The following is a 15,461-nucleotide window of genomic DNA, read 5'->3' as shown; positions in this document are numbered from 1 at the left end:
CAGAAAATCATTCTGATTGATGACGCTTGCAGTGCTCAATAGCCTTGCTCAACAGATCTAACGCAGTGTGATCACAAGCAGGCAATTGCGCATCGCTTTTACCCAGAGGCGTTACCCGCTCACCCCAGCGAATATGACCCGCTCCCCACGTTAGCCCTGCTCCAAAAGCAGCGACCAACAGATCATCATGAGGTTTGATTTTGCCTTGCTCTAACGCTTCGCACAGGGCAATCGGCACCGTAGCCGCAGAGGTATTACCGTAGCGATGAATATTGACAAAGGCTTTGTCTTGCGCGATGCCCGCCAAATCACACAGGGTTTGAATAATGCGGATATTGGCTTGATGCGGGATCACCACATCGATTTCTTCGGTCGATAAACCGCTACGCGCCAGCACTTGCTGCGCCGCAGCACCCATGCCACGCACCGCACGTTTAAAGATCTCTTTACCCACGAAATCAAATGCCCAGTAACCATTGTCTGCATCAAAACGATCCATCGCGGTTCCAAACTTAGGTACCGCTAAAATATCTCGTCCTTGGGCATCACAGCCAATTTGCGCATCTTGCAAGCCCACTTTCTGTTCGGTCTTGCTCAATACCACAGCACCTGCGCCATCTCCAAACAGCACGGCGGTGTCACGCTTCGTCCAGTCCAGATAGAAAGAGAGGCGCTCAGCACCAATCACCAAAGCATGGCGATAATGGCTCGCTTGCATCAAGCGTGTCGCGGTTTCTAAACCATAGAGGAAACCAGTACAGGCGGCGTTGAGATCAAAGGCGGCAGCAGAAGGAATGCCTAAATTTTGCTGCACTTTTGAAGCAATATTGGGAATTAACGAATCCGGTGAACAGGTTGCCACAATAATCAGGTCTATCTCTTCAACGCTTACGCCCGCACAGGCAATAGCATGCTGAGCGGCAACGGTGGCGAGATCGGAAGTATTCACATGGCTGATCCGACGCTGTTCAATCCCAGTACGTGATTGAATCCACTCATCGGAAGTATCAAGAAAGGTGCTCAAATCGTGATTGGAGAGCGTCGCAGGTGGCAGACATTTACCCCACCCAGTAATTTCGGCATAACATTGAGTCATAAAAATTCCGTCTATGCTGCTTATTGTAATTTGGCGGAGCGTCCCAAGATATTGATCAACGCCCGTGGCCATTGTCGGCAATGGGCAGAAGTATACGCCGATTTTCGAACCATGGTTAACCATTGAGCTTAAACTGGTAACGAAAGCGCAAAATAAAGAGAGGAAGTCATGTCAACATTCAATACCCGCTGCCCATCTTGCCACAGCCTTAACCGTGTGCCAGAAGAGCGGATTACCGAAAGCCCAAATTGTGGCAAATGCCAAAGTGCGCTACTCGATGGCGCACCAATTGAAGGTACCGAAGCCAATTTTTCCGCGCTGCTGCAAAGCGACAAACCTGTCGTCGTCGATTTTTGGGCACCATGGTGTAACCCTTGTGTCGGCTTCGCACCGATTTTTAGTGATGTTGCCGCCGAGCGTAAAGGCCAGATCCGCTGCGTGAAAATTGATACTGAAGCGCAGCAAAATCTTGCTGCACATTTTCAAATTCGCAGTATTCCCACCATTATGGTGTTCAAAAATGGCCAACGCATCGACATGATCAATGGTGCACTGCCAAAATCTCAATTTGACCAATGGTTAAACCAAGCGCTGACTAAATAATCGCATCTGGCGATCGACAATTAAGTTGGCATTTTCGATAAAATTATGCCAACTTAACTGGCACTTTCCCCGCCCTTCTCCTCAACAAGCAAAGTTTATCGTCAAGAACGTTTTTTTTCGTTTTACTCTGCGCATTATTCGTCCCATATTCGCGCCAACTGTTCCTTCTGCTGTTCCCGAGGCCTGCTGTGGAAATCCATTCTTCTGCACCAAACCGCATTGCGGTGCCTGTTATTGCGTTAACTCTGTATGCGATTGCCGCAGGCTACTTAATGAGTCTAGTGCCTTTAATGCTGCCGCATTACCAACTCGAATCTGATTTGGCCAGTTGGCTGGCAAGCGTTTTTTATGGTGGATTATTAGCGGGCGCGCTGGTTGCAGAGCCTTTCGTTAATCGTTTAGGCCACCGTAAAGCCTTTGTATGGTGCTTGAGCTTACTGCAACTGTCGATTGTGGTTATGCCGCTATTGCCCTACGCCAGTGTTTGGCTTTTGGCGCGCTTGGTCGCAGGTATCGCCGTGGCCGGTATTTTTGTGGTGGTGGAATCTTGGTTACTGCATGGCGATGAACAAGGTCGCGCTAAGCGTCTTGGCATTTACATGGTGTCACTCTATGGCGGTACTGCACTCGGACAAATGGCAATTGGCCAACTGGGGGTGGCAGGTGCCGTGCCTTTTATTGCGATCACCACACTACTTTTGATTGCTTCCATGGTGCTGATGTACGTAGATTCGGATCAGCCTTCCACGCAGCAAGCCAGCTCACTTTCGTTGCGTCAGATTTTCAAGCTCAGTAAAGCGGCGATGATCGGCTGCCTCGTTTCGGGCCTGACATTAGGAGCAATTTACGGTTTGATGCCGGTGGAACTTGCCAACCGTGGCATTAGCCATACTGATCTGGGTAACTTAATGGCGCTGGTGATTTTAGGCGGAATGGCGGTGCAACCTCTGGTGCCTTGGCTGTCAAAATTTTTAGGTCGCACTCTGCAGATGGCGCTGTTCTGCTTACTTGGCACAGCAGCCATCACGCTGACCGTGTTCGATGATTCGCTGCTCGTACTGGGCGTTAGCCTGTTTATTTTAGGCATGGCGACCTTCGCCCTCTACCCAATCGCGATTAATTTAGGCTGCGACAAATTGGATGCGAGCTACATTGTTTCTGCAACCCAAGTGATGCTGCTCAGCTACAGCGTAGGCTCGGTGGTGGGTCCGGTATTGGCCGATTGGTTTATGCAAGATCGCCACGGCTTGATGGCTTACTTGTTTGCCATCCTACTCGCGACTTGTTTGTATATGCTGATCAAAAGCGTCAAAACCAAACGCCAATGGGTGGCGGGCGAGTAACCTTCTTTTAGAGCAAGTTTCTATCACTCAGCGTGAGGGAGAGAAACTTGCTTTTCCGACCCAAGCTTAATCTAAGCTTCATATTTGCCCCATACAGTCATCATAAACCGAATCATTGATGTCACTGTGAAACCACTCAAACGCTACCAATACGAACGCTACGCCGTTTTGTGCAACCTCTCTTATCCGCGCATTTTTAAGCAGACTCGTTACGGGTTTGATCCTAACGGACAGCGTGTGATCACCAATCAGTTTGGCAAAATCATGATCCGAGTATTGTGGAGCCGAGCGAGCGATGAAGTAGTCGTTGTGATTAAAGGCTCACACAGCCTCACCGACTGGCTACTCAACTTCGCCCTCTGGACACGTAGCTGCCGCCATTTAGGTCTGCAATACCGCATTCATGCTGGTTTTTATCACTTACTGCATCAAGAGAGCCAACCGAGCCGCAACCAAGATACGCTTGGCATGACGGTGATTGAAAAACTGGAACAGACCCTACTGCCGCTGATTGAACAAGGCAAACGCATTGCAATCACTGGGCACTCTTCCGGCGGCGCGATTGGCTGCGTGTTTGCGGACTATTTTGAACGAAAATATCCACGCACGATCAAGCGGGTCGTCACTTTTGGTCAACCTGCGATCGGGGATTGGCGCTTTCCGAAATACTATGGGCTGACTCATAAAACCTATCGCATCTGCTGCGATCTGGACATCGTAACCTTCATGCCGCCCGTGCCATTTCTGTACTGGCATGCCGGAAAATTACTCTGGCTGTATAACGGCAGAATTTACGAAAACACACCGACATGGGAGCGTTTAGGACGTTCGATCATCAGTTGGTTAATTCGACCGTTTTCTTATCACTTGATGAGTAAATACATCCGCAATAAAGATTTTTTTGATGAACGCTAATCCATTCCGAAATTACGTTTTACATCTGCTTCATACCCGTCCATTATGCTTAATGCGATGTTTCTCGATCACCATATCCGAGATGCCGCGCACAACCTTATGACTTGCCGCCTCCGCTTTTGATACAGCATTAACCACACCATTAAGTACTGAATCATCCGCCATCCAGTCTTTGGTAACCAGTGCCATGGCTTGCTGCATATATTGATGTACATCTCGATGAAATGGCTCAGTTTCACGATACGATGGAAGATGACTAAATGAGTGGAAACCTTGCCCTTCGTAATACCATTTTCCAAATCGGCAGTTATGATGATTCACACCCACAGCATGTGCTTCATGCCCATCACCGTGGTTTTCTAAACCTATGTAGCCATTTTGCATATAGATAATGTGATCCAACTTAACCAAAGAGGCAAAAGAGACATCCTTAGCTTCACTCACTAATGAAATTGATTTTTGCGATGCATTGGTCACTTGCTCAAAACTGATAGAAAAATTATTTATCGTATCACTCGCCATTTGAGTGTATTTTTCCGCATCCATCGTTTGACGAACCATTTCAGAAATTTGGTTCGTCAGCGAAGAGATCACTCCACTGATCTCAACAGTTGAGGTTCTCGTCCTATCCGCGAGTAACCTAACCTCATCCGCAACCACCGCAAATCCTCGTCCCAGATCGCCTGCCCGAGCAGCTTCTATAGCCGCATTCAAAGCCAGTAAATTGGTCTGCTCAGCAATATCCGTAATCATACTCACGGTTTCTGAAATTCTTACGCTGTCTTGCCCTAGCTTTTGAGCTCTTTCACCCATTAGCTTCATGCGTGAATTCATATTGTTAAGCTCATTACTTAGATCTTTGACCAACGATCGGCTCTCTTCTGCGCCATCACGACTTTCCGTTGCGATTACTATGACATCGTCCATTTTGTTCGATAACGCAACCATCTCTTCTTGGTTGTTTTTTAATTTTATCAATAGATTAGAAGTATTTGTTTTATGTAGTTCGCTGCGCAATCGATCTTGCCTAGAAAAAACATAAGCATCTTGCATGGATTGAACCGCTTTATTGATGTTTTTCATCGTGTGTGAAAATTCACCCGGTAAGCCATCATGAAACCCTTTACGATGAAACTGATGTTGCGCGGTTTTTTCAAAAGTATTGGAGAGTTCCTTAAAGTTAGTTTCCACAATGTCTAACAAATCATTGAGTTCCCACGCCACATGCCCTACTTCACCCAATCCTTTGGTATTTGTGATACGAACATGGATATTACCGTTTTTAGCTTCAGCCAAAACCTCTCGAATTCGCTCTAACACGGCTAATGGCTTTTGGTGATCATAAAGGGCATAAAAAGTAAACAAAACACTGGCAGCAGGTATGACTAAATTAGAGAGATGAAAGCCATACAAAAATATATTTGTCGCTGATAGGACAATATTAATCAGGACAAAAATCATACACATCAGAATAAATTTCTGCCTTAAAAATAGAAACTTCTTACTTACCTGACTGGTACGCATGCGAACTCTCCTAATTCTGGTATTGCTTATACAATGCCAGCACAAACTCTTCGTAAGACTGTTGATGTTGTTGAGAGATCATCTCCACTAAGCCGTTCCATGATTTCTCTGGCGCCTCATTTTTATTCATGCGCAGCTCATTACTCATCATATCGCTGTATAGCTGGGAGATAACCTTAATCGCTTGCTTTTCCGGTGCTCGACGTACGGAGTAATACCCAACAATTTTTCCATTCATGATGTCTGGTGTGATATTCGCAAACACCCAATAGTAGTTTTTATCCGCAGTATAGTTTTTAACAAACCCAAAGAACTCATCACCGGACTTCAGTGTTTTCCATAGACCATAAAAAACACCTCTGGGCATAGAGGGGTGTCGAATAATGTTGTGATTTTGGTTGAGTAGCTGTTGTTCAGAATAATTAGACACACGCATAAATGTTCGATTTGCGTAAGTAATCTTTCCTTGAACATCTGTTTTACTGATAATAAGTTCATCACGCGAAAAGGTGATTTCTTTTTCTTGGGGAGATGACATTTTTGCCTCAACAATAATAGCCAACTCAAATAACTATATGTGTTAAGTAGCATCTAGCAAGGCAGATTCCCGCAATTATTTCAAAATTCTAGAGATCAATTATAGATTAGAAAAAACTAAAAACGATCCAAACCAAGTTATCAATCGCTCAAAGCAAAATGGAATAAAAACAAGAAGAAATTAGACATGAAGAAAGAGTATGGAGGCGCGTCCCGGAGTCGAACCGAGGTTCACGGATTTGCAATCCGCTGCATGGCCACTCTGCCAACGCGCCTTAATGGATGTGTCTTGAGGATGATGGTGCCCCGGGCCGGACTTGAACCGGCACGACTCGAAAGTCGAGGGATTTTAAATCCCTTGTGTCTACCGATTTCACCACCAGGGCAACGCATACTGCGATGGAAGACACCATCTGTTCTAACGAGCTTTGCCGTGAGAACGAGGCGTACTTTAACGGATTGAGATTTCTGGTCAATAAGAAATTTTCATTAATTTAATCAAGTGATTAAAAAGCGATCCACAAAGTACAAATGACACGCACAACGCCTAAAAACCACGCAACCTTAAATGTTAATATGATTCAAACGCTAACGCTTTTTTCTCGATTTGGCGGAAGAGCAAGGTCAGAATGCCATTCACCGCAAGGTAAAATGCTCCGGCAACCCCAAAGACCGTCAGCGTATCGTAGGTTTGAGCGTTGATGCGTTGCGCATAGCCCATCAAATCCATAATGGTGATCGTACTAGCCAACGAAGTGCCTTTAAACACCAAAATCACTTCGTTGGAATAGGCTGGCACCGCACGGCGCAAAGCATAAGGTAGCAACACTCGTAGCGTTGCAATCTTATTCATGCCCAATGCGCGGCACGCTTGCCACTGCCCACTAGGAATGGCGTTAAATGCGCCTTTAAACAGTTGCGTGCTGTACGCTGCCGTGTTGAGCGCCAAAGCAAACATAGCGCAAAACCATGGTTGGCTGAGCCATACCCAAAGTACACTTTCGCGGATCCATTCAAACTGCCCAGGGCCGTAATACACCAAGAAAATTTGCACCAACAGCGGAGTGCCAGTGAACAAGGTGATCACCGCACGGCTAAACCAATGCACAACGGGCGTGCGCATGACTAAGCTCACGGTCATCAAGAGCGACAATATGCAACCCACCAGCAGCGAAGCCGCCGTCAGTTGCAAACTGGTGCCTAGGCCTTCAAGCAATTGCCATAGATGTTGCTCCTTCATGCGTTGGCTCCTTGGCTATGGCTCATACCCTGTACGGCAAATTTGTGATCAATGACTTTCACGGCGCGTTGTGTGATCAATGTGATGACCAGATACACCGCGGCTGCCGTAGCATACCAAGTAAAAGCTTCATGAGTTGCGGCAGAAGTGAGTTGCGCTTGCTTGAGCAGATCCGTCACCCCAATCAAAGAAACTAACGCGGTATCTTTAAGTAACACTAGCCATTGGTTCATTAAACCCGGCAACGCGTGGCGTACCGCCTGCGGCAGCACAATCCGGAAGAACGCATGAGCCGGCGGAATACCTAATGCGCTAGCCGCTTCACGCTGCCCTCTGCCCACGGCTTTGAGTGCGCCACGCAACGTCTGCGCAGCGTACGAAGCAAAAATCAGCGAGAGCGCAATCACACCAGAGATAAACGGGCTGATCTCAATGAATTCACCAGTAAGCAAAAACAGCACTTGGGTCGAGCCAAAATAGATAAACAGCACCACTAATAGCTCAGGCAAACCGCGGATCACGGTGACCAACAAGGTGGTTGGCCATTTGATCAGCTTGAGTTTTGCCATTTCACCGCCAGCAAAGACCAGTGCCAACAGTAAACCGACCAGCAAGCTGGCAAACGCAATTTGCAGCGTCATCCAGCTTGCTTGTACCAGTGATAAAGAGTAGCCCGTTAACACCATCTTAGTTTCCGAAGTACTTATTAAAGATCGCGGCATATTCGCCATTTTCTTTCACGGCTTCCAACGCGGCGTTGAGCTGATCGACTAGCGCTTGGTTATCTTTATTCACGGCAATGCCAAAGCCATTACCGAAGTACTGCGCATTCGTGACACGCTCACCAACGTAAGCAAGGTTGTTATCACCCTTAAACCATTCTGCAACAACGGCCGTGTCACCGAATACCGAATCAATACGGCCATTTTTCATATCGATGAACGCATCTTGGTAGCTTGAGTAAGGCACCGCAACCACGTCCGGCAGTTGCTCAAGTAGGAAACTTTGATGCGTCGAGCCATTTTGCACACCAACACGTTTGCCTTTCAGTGCCGCTTGATCTGCCACTTTGCCCGCCAGAGAAACAAAGGCGGCTGAGTTGTCGTAGTACGGATTGGAGAAATTCACCTGCTCTAAACGCGCTTCGGTGATGTCCATTGCCGAAATGGCAGCATCATAACGTTTGAATTTCAGGGCTGGGATCAAGCTATCAAACGCTTGGTTGTGGAAGCTGCATTTCGCTTCAAGTTGCTTACACAGCGCATTGGCTAAATCCACATCAAAACCTTGGATCTGGTTGTTCTCATCCATGTATTCGAACGGCGCGTAAGTCGCTTCCATCACAAACTTGATCTCTTGTTGCGCAGCTGCGCTAGCAGAAACCAAACCAATCAAAGACGCAAGTAGGATCTTTTTCATTGCAATACTCCATGTGTTCTGCGAAATCTGGCACATCACTGGCCAGAATCTGTGGGCTAATATCAGTAACTTAATGTTTCAAATAATCGGCAAACTGCTGAGTTTGCGGATGAATAAAGGATTGATGCGTACCGTGTTCAATGATGCGCCCTTTTTCAAGGTAGAGCACATGGCTGGCAATTTTCTTGGCAAAGTCAACTTCATGAGTCACCACCACTTGCGTGATCCCAGTTCCACTTAACTCTTTGATAATTTTGACGACTTGATTAGTAATCTCAGGATCAAGTGCCGCCGTTGGCTCATCAAACAGCAGTACATCGGGTTTCATCATCAGTGCACGCGCAATCGCCACACGTTGCTGCTGACCACCCGAGAGCTGTAGCGGCCACGCGTCGGCTTTATCTGCCAGTTGCAATGTTTTCAGGATGTCCATCGCTTGCTGTTTAGCTTGCGTTTTCGCCACGCCTGCAACTTTCACAGGGGCTTCCACCAGATTTTCCAACACGGTCATATGTGGCCATAAATGGTATTGCTGAAACACCATACCCACTTTGCGACGTAGCGCTAAGCCTTGTTGCTCAGAAGGATGGGTTGAAAAATCAAAAGATTGGTTCGCGATATGCAGTTGGCCGTTATCGGCAGTTTCTAATAGGTTGAGCACGCGCAGCAAAGAACTTTTACCCGCACCACTAGGGCCAAGTAACACTAAGGTTTCGCCTTTCGCGCATTCAAAATGGATGTCGTGCAGCACCTGAGTGGCGCCATAAGACTTGTTAATTCCGTTAACTCGAATACTCATGCTGACATACTGCATTAATTATCATCTGGCATTCATACTACTACGAATGTATTTTTATGCAATAAAAATGTATAAAAACCAAGACAACTGAGTTTTTGTATAAAAAATCGTCATTAGAATAGCAAAAACGACTGGTTAAACCACACACAGATGCATAAAGCGTGATAAGCAAACAGGAAATACTCTCTAAGGAGCAATGGGACATAAATGGGGTATAGAATGAGGACTTGATTGAAAAACATCAGGCACAAAAAAACCAGCACGTGGCTGGCTTAAGCGTTAACTTCAGAAAAATGGAGGCGCGTCCCGGAGTCGAACCGAGGTTCACGGATTTGCAATCCGCTGCATGGCCACTCTGCCAACGCGCCTCTGAAGTCAAACAAGGTTATCGCCCTTGCTGCTTTCGCTGCGTACTTTACGGATTATGCGAGTCGAGTCAAATAAAAAAAGGCAATCGCGGTTCGTTTGCTGAGAATTACAACGATTTGTTTAACTAGCACGCAACATAGCACACCACGACATGGGTTTACCGCCCGTTACCACTTCTTCATTAAGCGTCCAACCAAACTTGGATGATAGCTCCAGCAGTGATCAAACATGCTCATCAACTGCGGATTACCGTATTTAGAGAGGCTAATGGCATGGAAACGATTTTTCCGAGCTTTCAGTGCTGCGACTTTTGCCAGCAGTTCTTCACTCTGTTTCGGTGCAATGAAATCCGACATGACCACTAAATCACCGTTGCGGTATTTATCGCTACTCATTAACTCGATGGATTTTAAAATCACTGGCTCAAAGTCTGTACCGCCGTGGAAGGTGTAGCTGAGAAAATCGCTCGCTTCACGTAACCCATCTTGGCGCGTTAATTCATAAGTAATGAATTCGGAGGAAAACAACATCACATAACAATCACGATCTTCTGCCAATGCAATTTGCATTAAGGCGTAAGCCATGGCTTTGGCACATTGTTCTGGAAAACCACTCATCGATCCAGAGGCATCAACACAAAGTACAAACGGCCCTTTTTCGATATCAACATGCTTATTGTCCGGCCGATGCGCCCTCACTTTACGTAGTGTGCGAGATTTGCCCTGCATTCGATAGTTCATCAACCGTTTATCGACCAAGTGCTTATAAAACACCACTTCCAATTCTGGGTAGGCCAAGAACATGGTTTCGTTAGGCAATAACTTATTCAGATCGTCACTTTCGTGAATACCAACAATATCATCGGTGGCTTCGTCCGAACGCTCCTCAACCATTTGCAGCTCTTCAGCGGGAGCTCGGTTGAGATCAGGATCATCCACCTGCCCTGCCATTCGGCCAAGTTGCTCAGCGATCTCCTGCATCCCTTTGTGTTTTTTGAGGAACTCTGCGTAACGCTTCATCACACTCAAATCACCACGGCTCAATTTTTCGGAGGCCATATCCCAAAGCCGGCCAACGATCGCTTCATCGCCCGCAGCGGTGACGTTGTCCATATTACGCATGGTTTCCATACGTTGATAAAGATCCGCAAACATGCGTTCTTTATTGGCGGTAAGTTCTAGTAGCTGAGCTTGGCGAATCGCATCGGACAGCGATTTATACCATTGATCGCAAAAGAAATGAGGAAACATTGGGTTATGGTGTAGCTGCTCTTTTTCGATCAAGCGGCGCGCTTCCAAATAAAATGCGGAATCCCACTCTAGCTTTTTAAGCACCTCTGGGACTTGCGTGAAGAAGGTTTCCTCATCCCAATGAATCACTTCTTGATAAAGCGCTAACTCACGTTGAAAACGCTCCGTTTCGCACACTTTGGTCATACGGCGGCGAACATTACTTCGCCACTTGAGAAGGTGGTTTTTCACCGAAGTGCCGACACCGCGGTTTTCTGCCATCATCATGACCTGTGAGCGTGCGATCAAATCATTGACCGCGGTATCAATCAACCCAGACTCCGCAATGCTTAACACCAGATTGAACGCGTCCGCACCTAGCATAGCAACCCCTAGGCAAAAAATTGATTGAGATTACGAATACGCATTACGCTGCGCTCACATTCCACTTGCGTTGATTCCAACTGCTGCTGCAACGAATGCAAAGTGGCCTCCATCGCGGTTGGTAGCTCAGGGTCAATAAAGCTGTGGGGTAAAGCATCATGAAATTTCAAACGGACTTTGCGTAGATGATGTTCGGCATGCGTTAATTGCGCCATAGCTTGGTTTGCTTTCGCCAACCAGTTTTGATAAAGCGTTTCTTCCAAGCCTTGCTCAGTGACCATCGACACCAGTACCGAACGGTTGGCGATGTCTTTAATCACGAGATTGTTGCTGGCATCAAGGTCAAAACGCAGGCGGCAAAGGTTGGTGTTTTGGTTTACGTAACCATAGGCTTCACCGTGGCCCTCTTTAATAACGCGTTCTAACTCACTTTTCGGTACGTAGATCCAGCGGCTATCGCCTTTTTCTCCTTCGGATACTGACATATTGCTTTGAAGCAGAACGAGTTTGATCAGATTTGCAGTGACGCCAACTTTGTAAATTTTAGCGTCTGATAAGTCATATTGGTGGTGAACTTGCTTTTTGATTAACCCATTGGAGGTTTCGAGTGAAAGCACCATCGCAAATTCTGACTCTAACTCTTCTTGGATCTGGTTTAACTCAAGGCGGCAAAGATCTAATTGTTGTTCAACTTCGGCTTGGTCAAAGGCGTAGCGCAGCGCAAACTCGCGGATCACCTCATACACTACTTCGTGAGACTCTGGGGTATTCCACAAACAGTTTTGTAAAAGCAGCAGATCCAGAGGATTGATCTCATCGCGGCCATTAAAAAAGGCACTGGCTTTCAAAAGTTTTGCGGCTTTTTTCCAACGTCGGTCAGAAACATACATTTCCAGATCCGAGCCGGCGCTGTCTTTTGAGCGTTCTTCAACCATATTTTTCAGCTGATACAACTTTTCAAACACATCATCGGTGAGTTCCAGCTTGTCGAGCTGTTTCTGCCATTGGTGGTACTCTGCATCAGTGATCGGCAGCCCTGCGGGTACTTGCGCTTCTTGCGCCGTTCCAACCGTAAGCATGGATTTGAAGTTTTGTTTGTTTTGAATTCGGTTAACGAAGATACGCACTAACATCCGATCGTAAAGTGCTTCAAGTCCGCTGTCTTCATCGGGTAATTCGTTAGAAGCGGTGACCAACAAGCGCATCGGTACACGTTCTATATCACTGCCGTTTTTAAATGTTTTTTCGTTCACAACGGTCAATAAGGTGTTGAGAATCGCAGGGCCAGCTTTCCAGATTTCATCCAAAAAAACCACTTGTGCGGTGGGCAAGTAACCTTTGGTTAAGCGCACGTAGCGACCATTATCTTTTAATTCTTGAATACTCAGTGGACCAAACACTTCTTCTGGTGTCGAGAAGCGAGTCATTAGATATTCAAAGTAACTACTGTTGTCGAAGGCTTGGATCAAACGTTTTGCGATCAAACTTTTGGCGATCCCGGGAGGGCCTAACAAGAACACGCTCTCACCCGCGAGTGCCGTTAATAAGCAGAGCTTAATGGTATTTTCTCGCTCATACACACCATCAGAGAGCGCTTTGGCCAGCTTATTGATTCGCTCTGAAAGCAGCGCTTTTTGCGCGTGAGAGCCAGTGGTCGGTTGCAGCATCTCTTCATTCCTCGGACAAGAAACCCAGCTGGGTCAAATAGAATTCATAAACAATCAGTTTATACATTTGTTGTGGTTTTGTTACAAAGTGTATTTTCGTTTTTGCTCACCCTTATAACAGATCTCATTTCCTTGAAACAACTGGTAATCATTGATTGCATATTTCATGGCTCAACTTCTCACCAACTCGCTCCAAGCCGCTCAAAAAGTGTAATTTATTCTTGGGGAAGCTGCTTAACGTGAGTTAAGGTAACCCTTTCATCACAACGCTTCGTTTTCAAGACATCCCATGAGCAAAATCATCCATCAATGGAAAAGTATCGCGCTGGTCGAGGAAGAGGTTTTGCTTCCTAATGGTCATTCTGTGACGCACACCACCATCGCTCACCCTGGTGCCGCTGTGATTTTACCGGTGACAGAGCAAGGTGACATTGTGCTCATTCGCCAGTTTCGCCCTTCTCTTAACAAGTGGTTAATCGAGCTACCCGCGGGCACCATAGAGCAAGACGAGCCGCCCTTAGCCTGCGCCCAACGCGAGCTGGAAGAAGAAACGGGTTTTAGCGCCACGCAATTTATTGAATTAGGTCAGGTGACGCCATTAGCCGGATTTTGTGATGAAATCCAACATCTGTTTGTCGCCAAAGGCCTGAGTAAAACGGCTCGCTATTCTTGCGATGAGGACGAAGTGATTGAAGTCCTGATTCTTACTGCGCAAGAATTGGAGTACAAAATTATTGCTGGCGATATTACCGATTCAAAAACCATTGCTTGTTTAAGTAAAGCCAAACTTTGCGGATATTTGTAGGAGAAAAGATGGACTTTCGTTCGGATACAGTAACCCAACCTACCGAAGCTATGCGTTTCGCCATGGCACAAGCTCCTGTCGGTGATGATGTGTATGGCGATGACCCGACAGTGAATGCTCTAGAATCTTGGGCGGCTGAGCGTCATGGCTTTGAAGCCGCGCTGTTTACCACTTCAGGCACTCAAGCCAACTTATTAGGCTTGCTTGCTCACTGTGAGCGAGGCGATGAATATCTGTGTGGTCAACAAGCCCATAACTATCGTTATGAAGCTGGCGGCGCCGCGGTGCTCGGCTCGATCCAACCTCAACCAATCGAAAACGAACCAGACGGCACTCTCGACTTTGCCAAACTGAAAGCGGCGATCAAACCGGATGATGCCCACTTTGCGCGTACCAAACTGCTCAGTTTAGAAAACACCATTAATGGTAAAGTGTTGCCTTTACGTTATTTGGCACAAGCGCGTGACTTCGTTAATCAACATGGTTTACAACTGCATCTCGATGGTGCTCGTGTTTACAATGCTGCCGTCGCACTGAATGTGGATGTGAAAGAAATTGCGCAATACTTTGATTCCATGACCGTGTGCCTCTCTAAAGGGTTAGCGGCACCTGTCGGCTCATTATTGTTGGGCTCTCACGAGTACATTGCCAAAGCAAGACGCTGGCGCAAAATGGTCGGTGGCGGCATGCGCCAAGCGGGTATTTTAGCCGCAGCGGGTAAATTGGCGCTGACCGAACAAGTGGCTCAGCTCAAAATCGATCATGACAATGCCTACTACTTGGCGCAGGAGCTCAACAACTTGCCCGGTTTCTCCGTTAACACGCAATGGGTTCAAACCAATATTGTATTTGCGAAGTTAGAAGCGGATATCGATATCACCTCGATCGCAGCCAGCTTGCTTCAAGAGGGGATCATCATTACACCTGGAAATCCGCTGCGCTTAGTTACTCATAAAGACATTACTCGCAGCGATATTGAAACTTTTCTGGTCAAGCTGAAAACCATGCTCGCTTGAGAAGCGAGCCTCTCTGCCGAGCGAATCGCTCATCTCCCAAGCTTTAACTCTTGAGCTTCCCCTTAGGGGAAGCTTTATACTGCGCGCCATCTACTGAATGTTGATTTGGAACCAACAATGTATCGTTCATTGACCTTTATTTTGCTCTCTTTACTGTCTAGCTATGCCTTCGCCGCGGGCGAGCCGATTCTTGGTCAGCAAAAAGCCCAAAGTTGTGTTTTTTGCCACGGCAGTGATGGCATCGCCACCCAATCAAGCTATCCTAATCTGCGTGGTCAAACCGCAGACTACCTGTTTCAGTCCATGAAATCCTATCAACAGGGCGAGCGAAGTGGCCCAATGGCAGACCTGATGAAAGCACAGTTGCAGCGTTTGAATGATCAAGATTTGCGCGACGTTGCCGCATTTTATGCATCAAAACCGTAAGTTTTCTCGGCAAATCCCGCTTTTATGCGAAATGGCGATGAAAAGTGCACGCAGATCTGGTAAAAACGAGGCGTTTCCGTGACCGCTAA

15 protein-coding genes and 3 tRNA genes are annotated in these 15,461 nt (G+C 46.8%); 6 read left to right on the top strand and 12 right to left on the bottom strand.

From position 1 onward, the window contains the following. Positions 1 to 7: 7 nt before the first annotated feature. Entirely contained in the window at positions 8 to 1,096 is a 1,089-nt protein-coding gene (locus MKA69_RS15280) for a ketoacyl-ACP synthase III (protein ID WP_000189731.1), read from the bottom strand. 168 nt (positions 1,097 to 1,264) lie between these two features. Between MKA69_RS15280 and trxC the strand changes: the two genes are divergently transcribed. From trxC to MKA69_RS15265, 3 genes are all read left to right on the top strand, one after another. After that, on the top strand, positions 1,265 to 1,699 hold the full coding sequence (gene trxC, locus MKA69_RS15275) for a thioredoxin TrxC (RefSeq protein WP_000102967.1): 435 nt from the start codon (positions 1,265 to 1,267) through the stop codon (positions 1,697 to 1,699). Positions 1,700 to 1,887: 188 nt separating this feature from the next. Beyond that, a complete protein-coding gene (locus MKA69_RS15270; protein ID WP_114716785.1) occupies positions 1,888 to 3,042 on the top strand; it encodes an MFS transporter in 1,155 nt (384 codons plus the stop codon). A gap of 126 nt (positions 3,043 to 3,168) precedes the next feature. Next, the gene (locus MKA69_RS15265) at positions 3,169 to 3,957 is read left to right on the top strand and encodes a lipase (protein ID WP_187380425.1); all 789 of its coding nucleotides are present in this window, start codon (positions 3,169 to 3,171) and stop codon (positions 3,955 to 3,957) included. A 30-nt stretch (positions 3,958 to 3,987) separates the two neighbouring features. On the opposite strand, the gene MKA69_RS15260 is transcribed toward MKA69_RS15265, so the two are convergent. The 11 genes from MKA69_RS15260 to MKA69_RS15210 form a co-directional block, all read right to left on the bottom strand. Beyond that, positions 3,988 to 5,481, bottom strand: a complete 1,494-nt coding sequence (locus MKA69_RS15260) for a methyl-accepting chemotaxis protein (RefSeq protein ID WP_305848415.1) — start codon at positions 5,479 to 5,481, stop codon at positions 3,988 to 3,990. Positions 5,482 to 5,491: 10 nt separating this feature from the next. Then, the gene (locus MKA69_RS15255; protein WP_055031597.1) at positions 5,492 to 6,019 is read right to left on the bottom strand and encodes a PAS domain-containing protein; all 528 of its coding nucleotides are present in this window, start codon (positions 6,017 to 6,019) and stop codon (positions 5,492 to 5,494) included. 200 nt (positions 6,020 to 6,219) lie between these two features. Next, a tRNA-Cys gene (locus MKA69_RS15250) sits at positions 6,220 to 6,293 on the bottom strand. Between the two features lie 24 nt (positions 6,294 to 6,317). Next, positions 6,318 to 6,404, bottom strand: a tRNA-Leu gene (locus tag MKA69_RS15245). 185 nt (positions 6,405 to 6,589) lie between these two features. Continuing rightward, positions 6,590 to 7,258 (bottom strand): arginine ABC transporter permease ArtM, encoded by a 669-nt coding sequence (gene artM / locus MKA69_RS15240; RefSeq protein WP_055044611.1) that lies wholly within the window; start codon positions 7,256 to 7,258, stop codon positions 6,590 to 6,592. After that, the gene (artQ, locus tag MKA69_RS15235; RefSeq protein WP_055029455.1) at positions 7,255 to 7,944 is read right to left on the bottom strand and encodes an arginine ABC transporter permease ArtQ; all 690 of its coding nucleotides are present in this window, start codon (positions 7,942 to 7,944) and stop codon (positions 7,255 to 7,257) included. The genes artM and artQ overlap by 4 nt, the downstream gene beginning before the upstream one ends. A 1-nt stretch (position 7,945) precedes the next feature. Continuing rightward, a complete protein-coding gene (locus MKA69_RS15230; RefSeq protein WP_055044613.1) occupies positions 7,946 to 8,677 on the bottom strand; it encodes an arginine ABC transporter substrate-binding protein in 732 nt (243 codons plus the stop codon). A gap of 70 nt (positions 8,678 to 8,747) precedes the next feature. Continuing rightward, complete coding sequence (artP, locus tag MKA69_RS15225; RefSeq protein WP_081020396.1) at positions 8,748 to 9,476, bottom strand: arginine ABC transporter ATP-binding protein ArtP; 729 nt, start codon at positions 9,474 to 9,476, stop codon at positions 8,748 to 8,750. A 294-nt stretch (positions 9,477 to 9,770) separates the two neighbouring features. Then, positions 9,771 to 9,844: transfer RNA gene (locus MKA69_RS15220), tRNA-Cys, on the bottom strand. Between the two features lie 168 nt (positions 9,845 to 10,012). Further along, positions 10,013 to 11,458 (bottom strand): ATPase RavA stimulator ViaA, encoded by a 1,446-nt coding sequence (gene viaA / locus MKA69_RS15215; RefSeq protein ID WP_305848414.1) that lies wholly within the window; start codon positions 11,456 to 11,458, stop codon positions 10,013 to 10,015. 8 nt (positions 11,459 to 11,466) lie between these two features. Continuing rightward, a complete protein-coding gene (locus tag MKA69_RS15210; protein WP_000941300.1) occupies positions 11,467 to 13,125 on the bottom strand; it encodes an ATPase RavA domain-containing protein in 1,659 nt (552 codons plus the stop codon). Positions 13,126 to 13,414: 289 nt separating this feature from the next. Here MKA69_RS15210 and MKA69_RS15205 point away from each other — a divergent pair, with 289 nt between their 5' ends. The 3 genes from MKA69_RS15205 (at position 13,415) to MKA69_RS15195 (ending at position 15,372) form a co-directional block, all read left to right on the top strand. Next, positions 13,415 to 13,930: an NUDIX hydrolase gene (locus MKA69_RS15205; protein WP_000034748.1), complete on the top strand. Its 516-nt coding sequence runs from the start codon at positions 13,415 to 13,417 to the stop codon at positions 13,928 to 13,930. A gap of 8 nt (positions 13,931 to 13,938) precedes the next feature. Next, a complete protein-coding gene (gene ltaE, locus MKA69_RS15200) occupies positions 13,939 to 14,946 on the top strand; it encodes a low-specificity L-threonine aldolase (RefSeq protein ID WP_305848413.1) in 1,008 nt (335 codons plus the stop codon). A gap of 117 nt (positions 14,947 to 15,063) precedes the next feature. Next, entirely contained in the window at positions 15,064 to 15,372 is a 309-nt protein-coding gene (locus tag MKA69_RS15195) for a cytochrome c (RefSeq protein ID WP_305848412.1), read from the top strand. Positions 15,373 to 15,461: the final 89 nt, after the last annotated feature.

This window comes from Vibrio sp. AH4 (assembly GCF_030710545.1).
Lineage (GTDB): Bacteria > Pseudomonadota > Gammaproteobacteria > Enterobacterales > Vibrionaceae > Vibrio > Vibrio metoecus.
The sequence above is the reverse complement of the archived record's forward strand: the minus strand, read 5'-3'. Positions and strand labels throughout refer to the sequence as shown.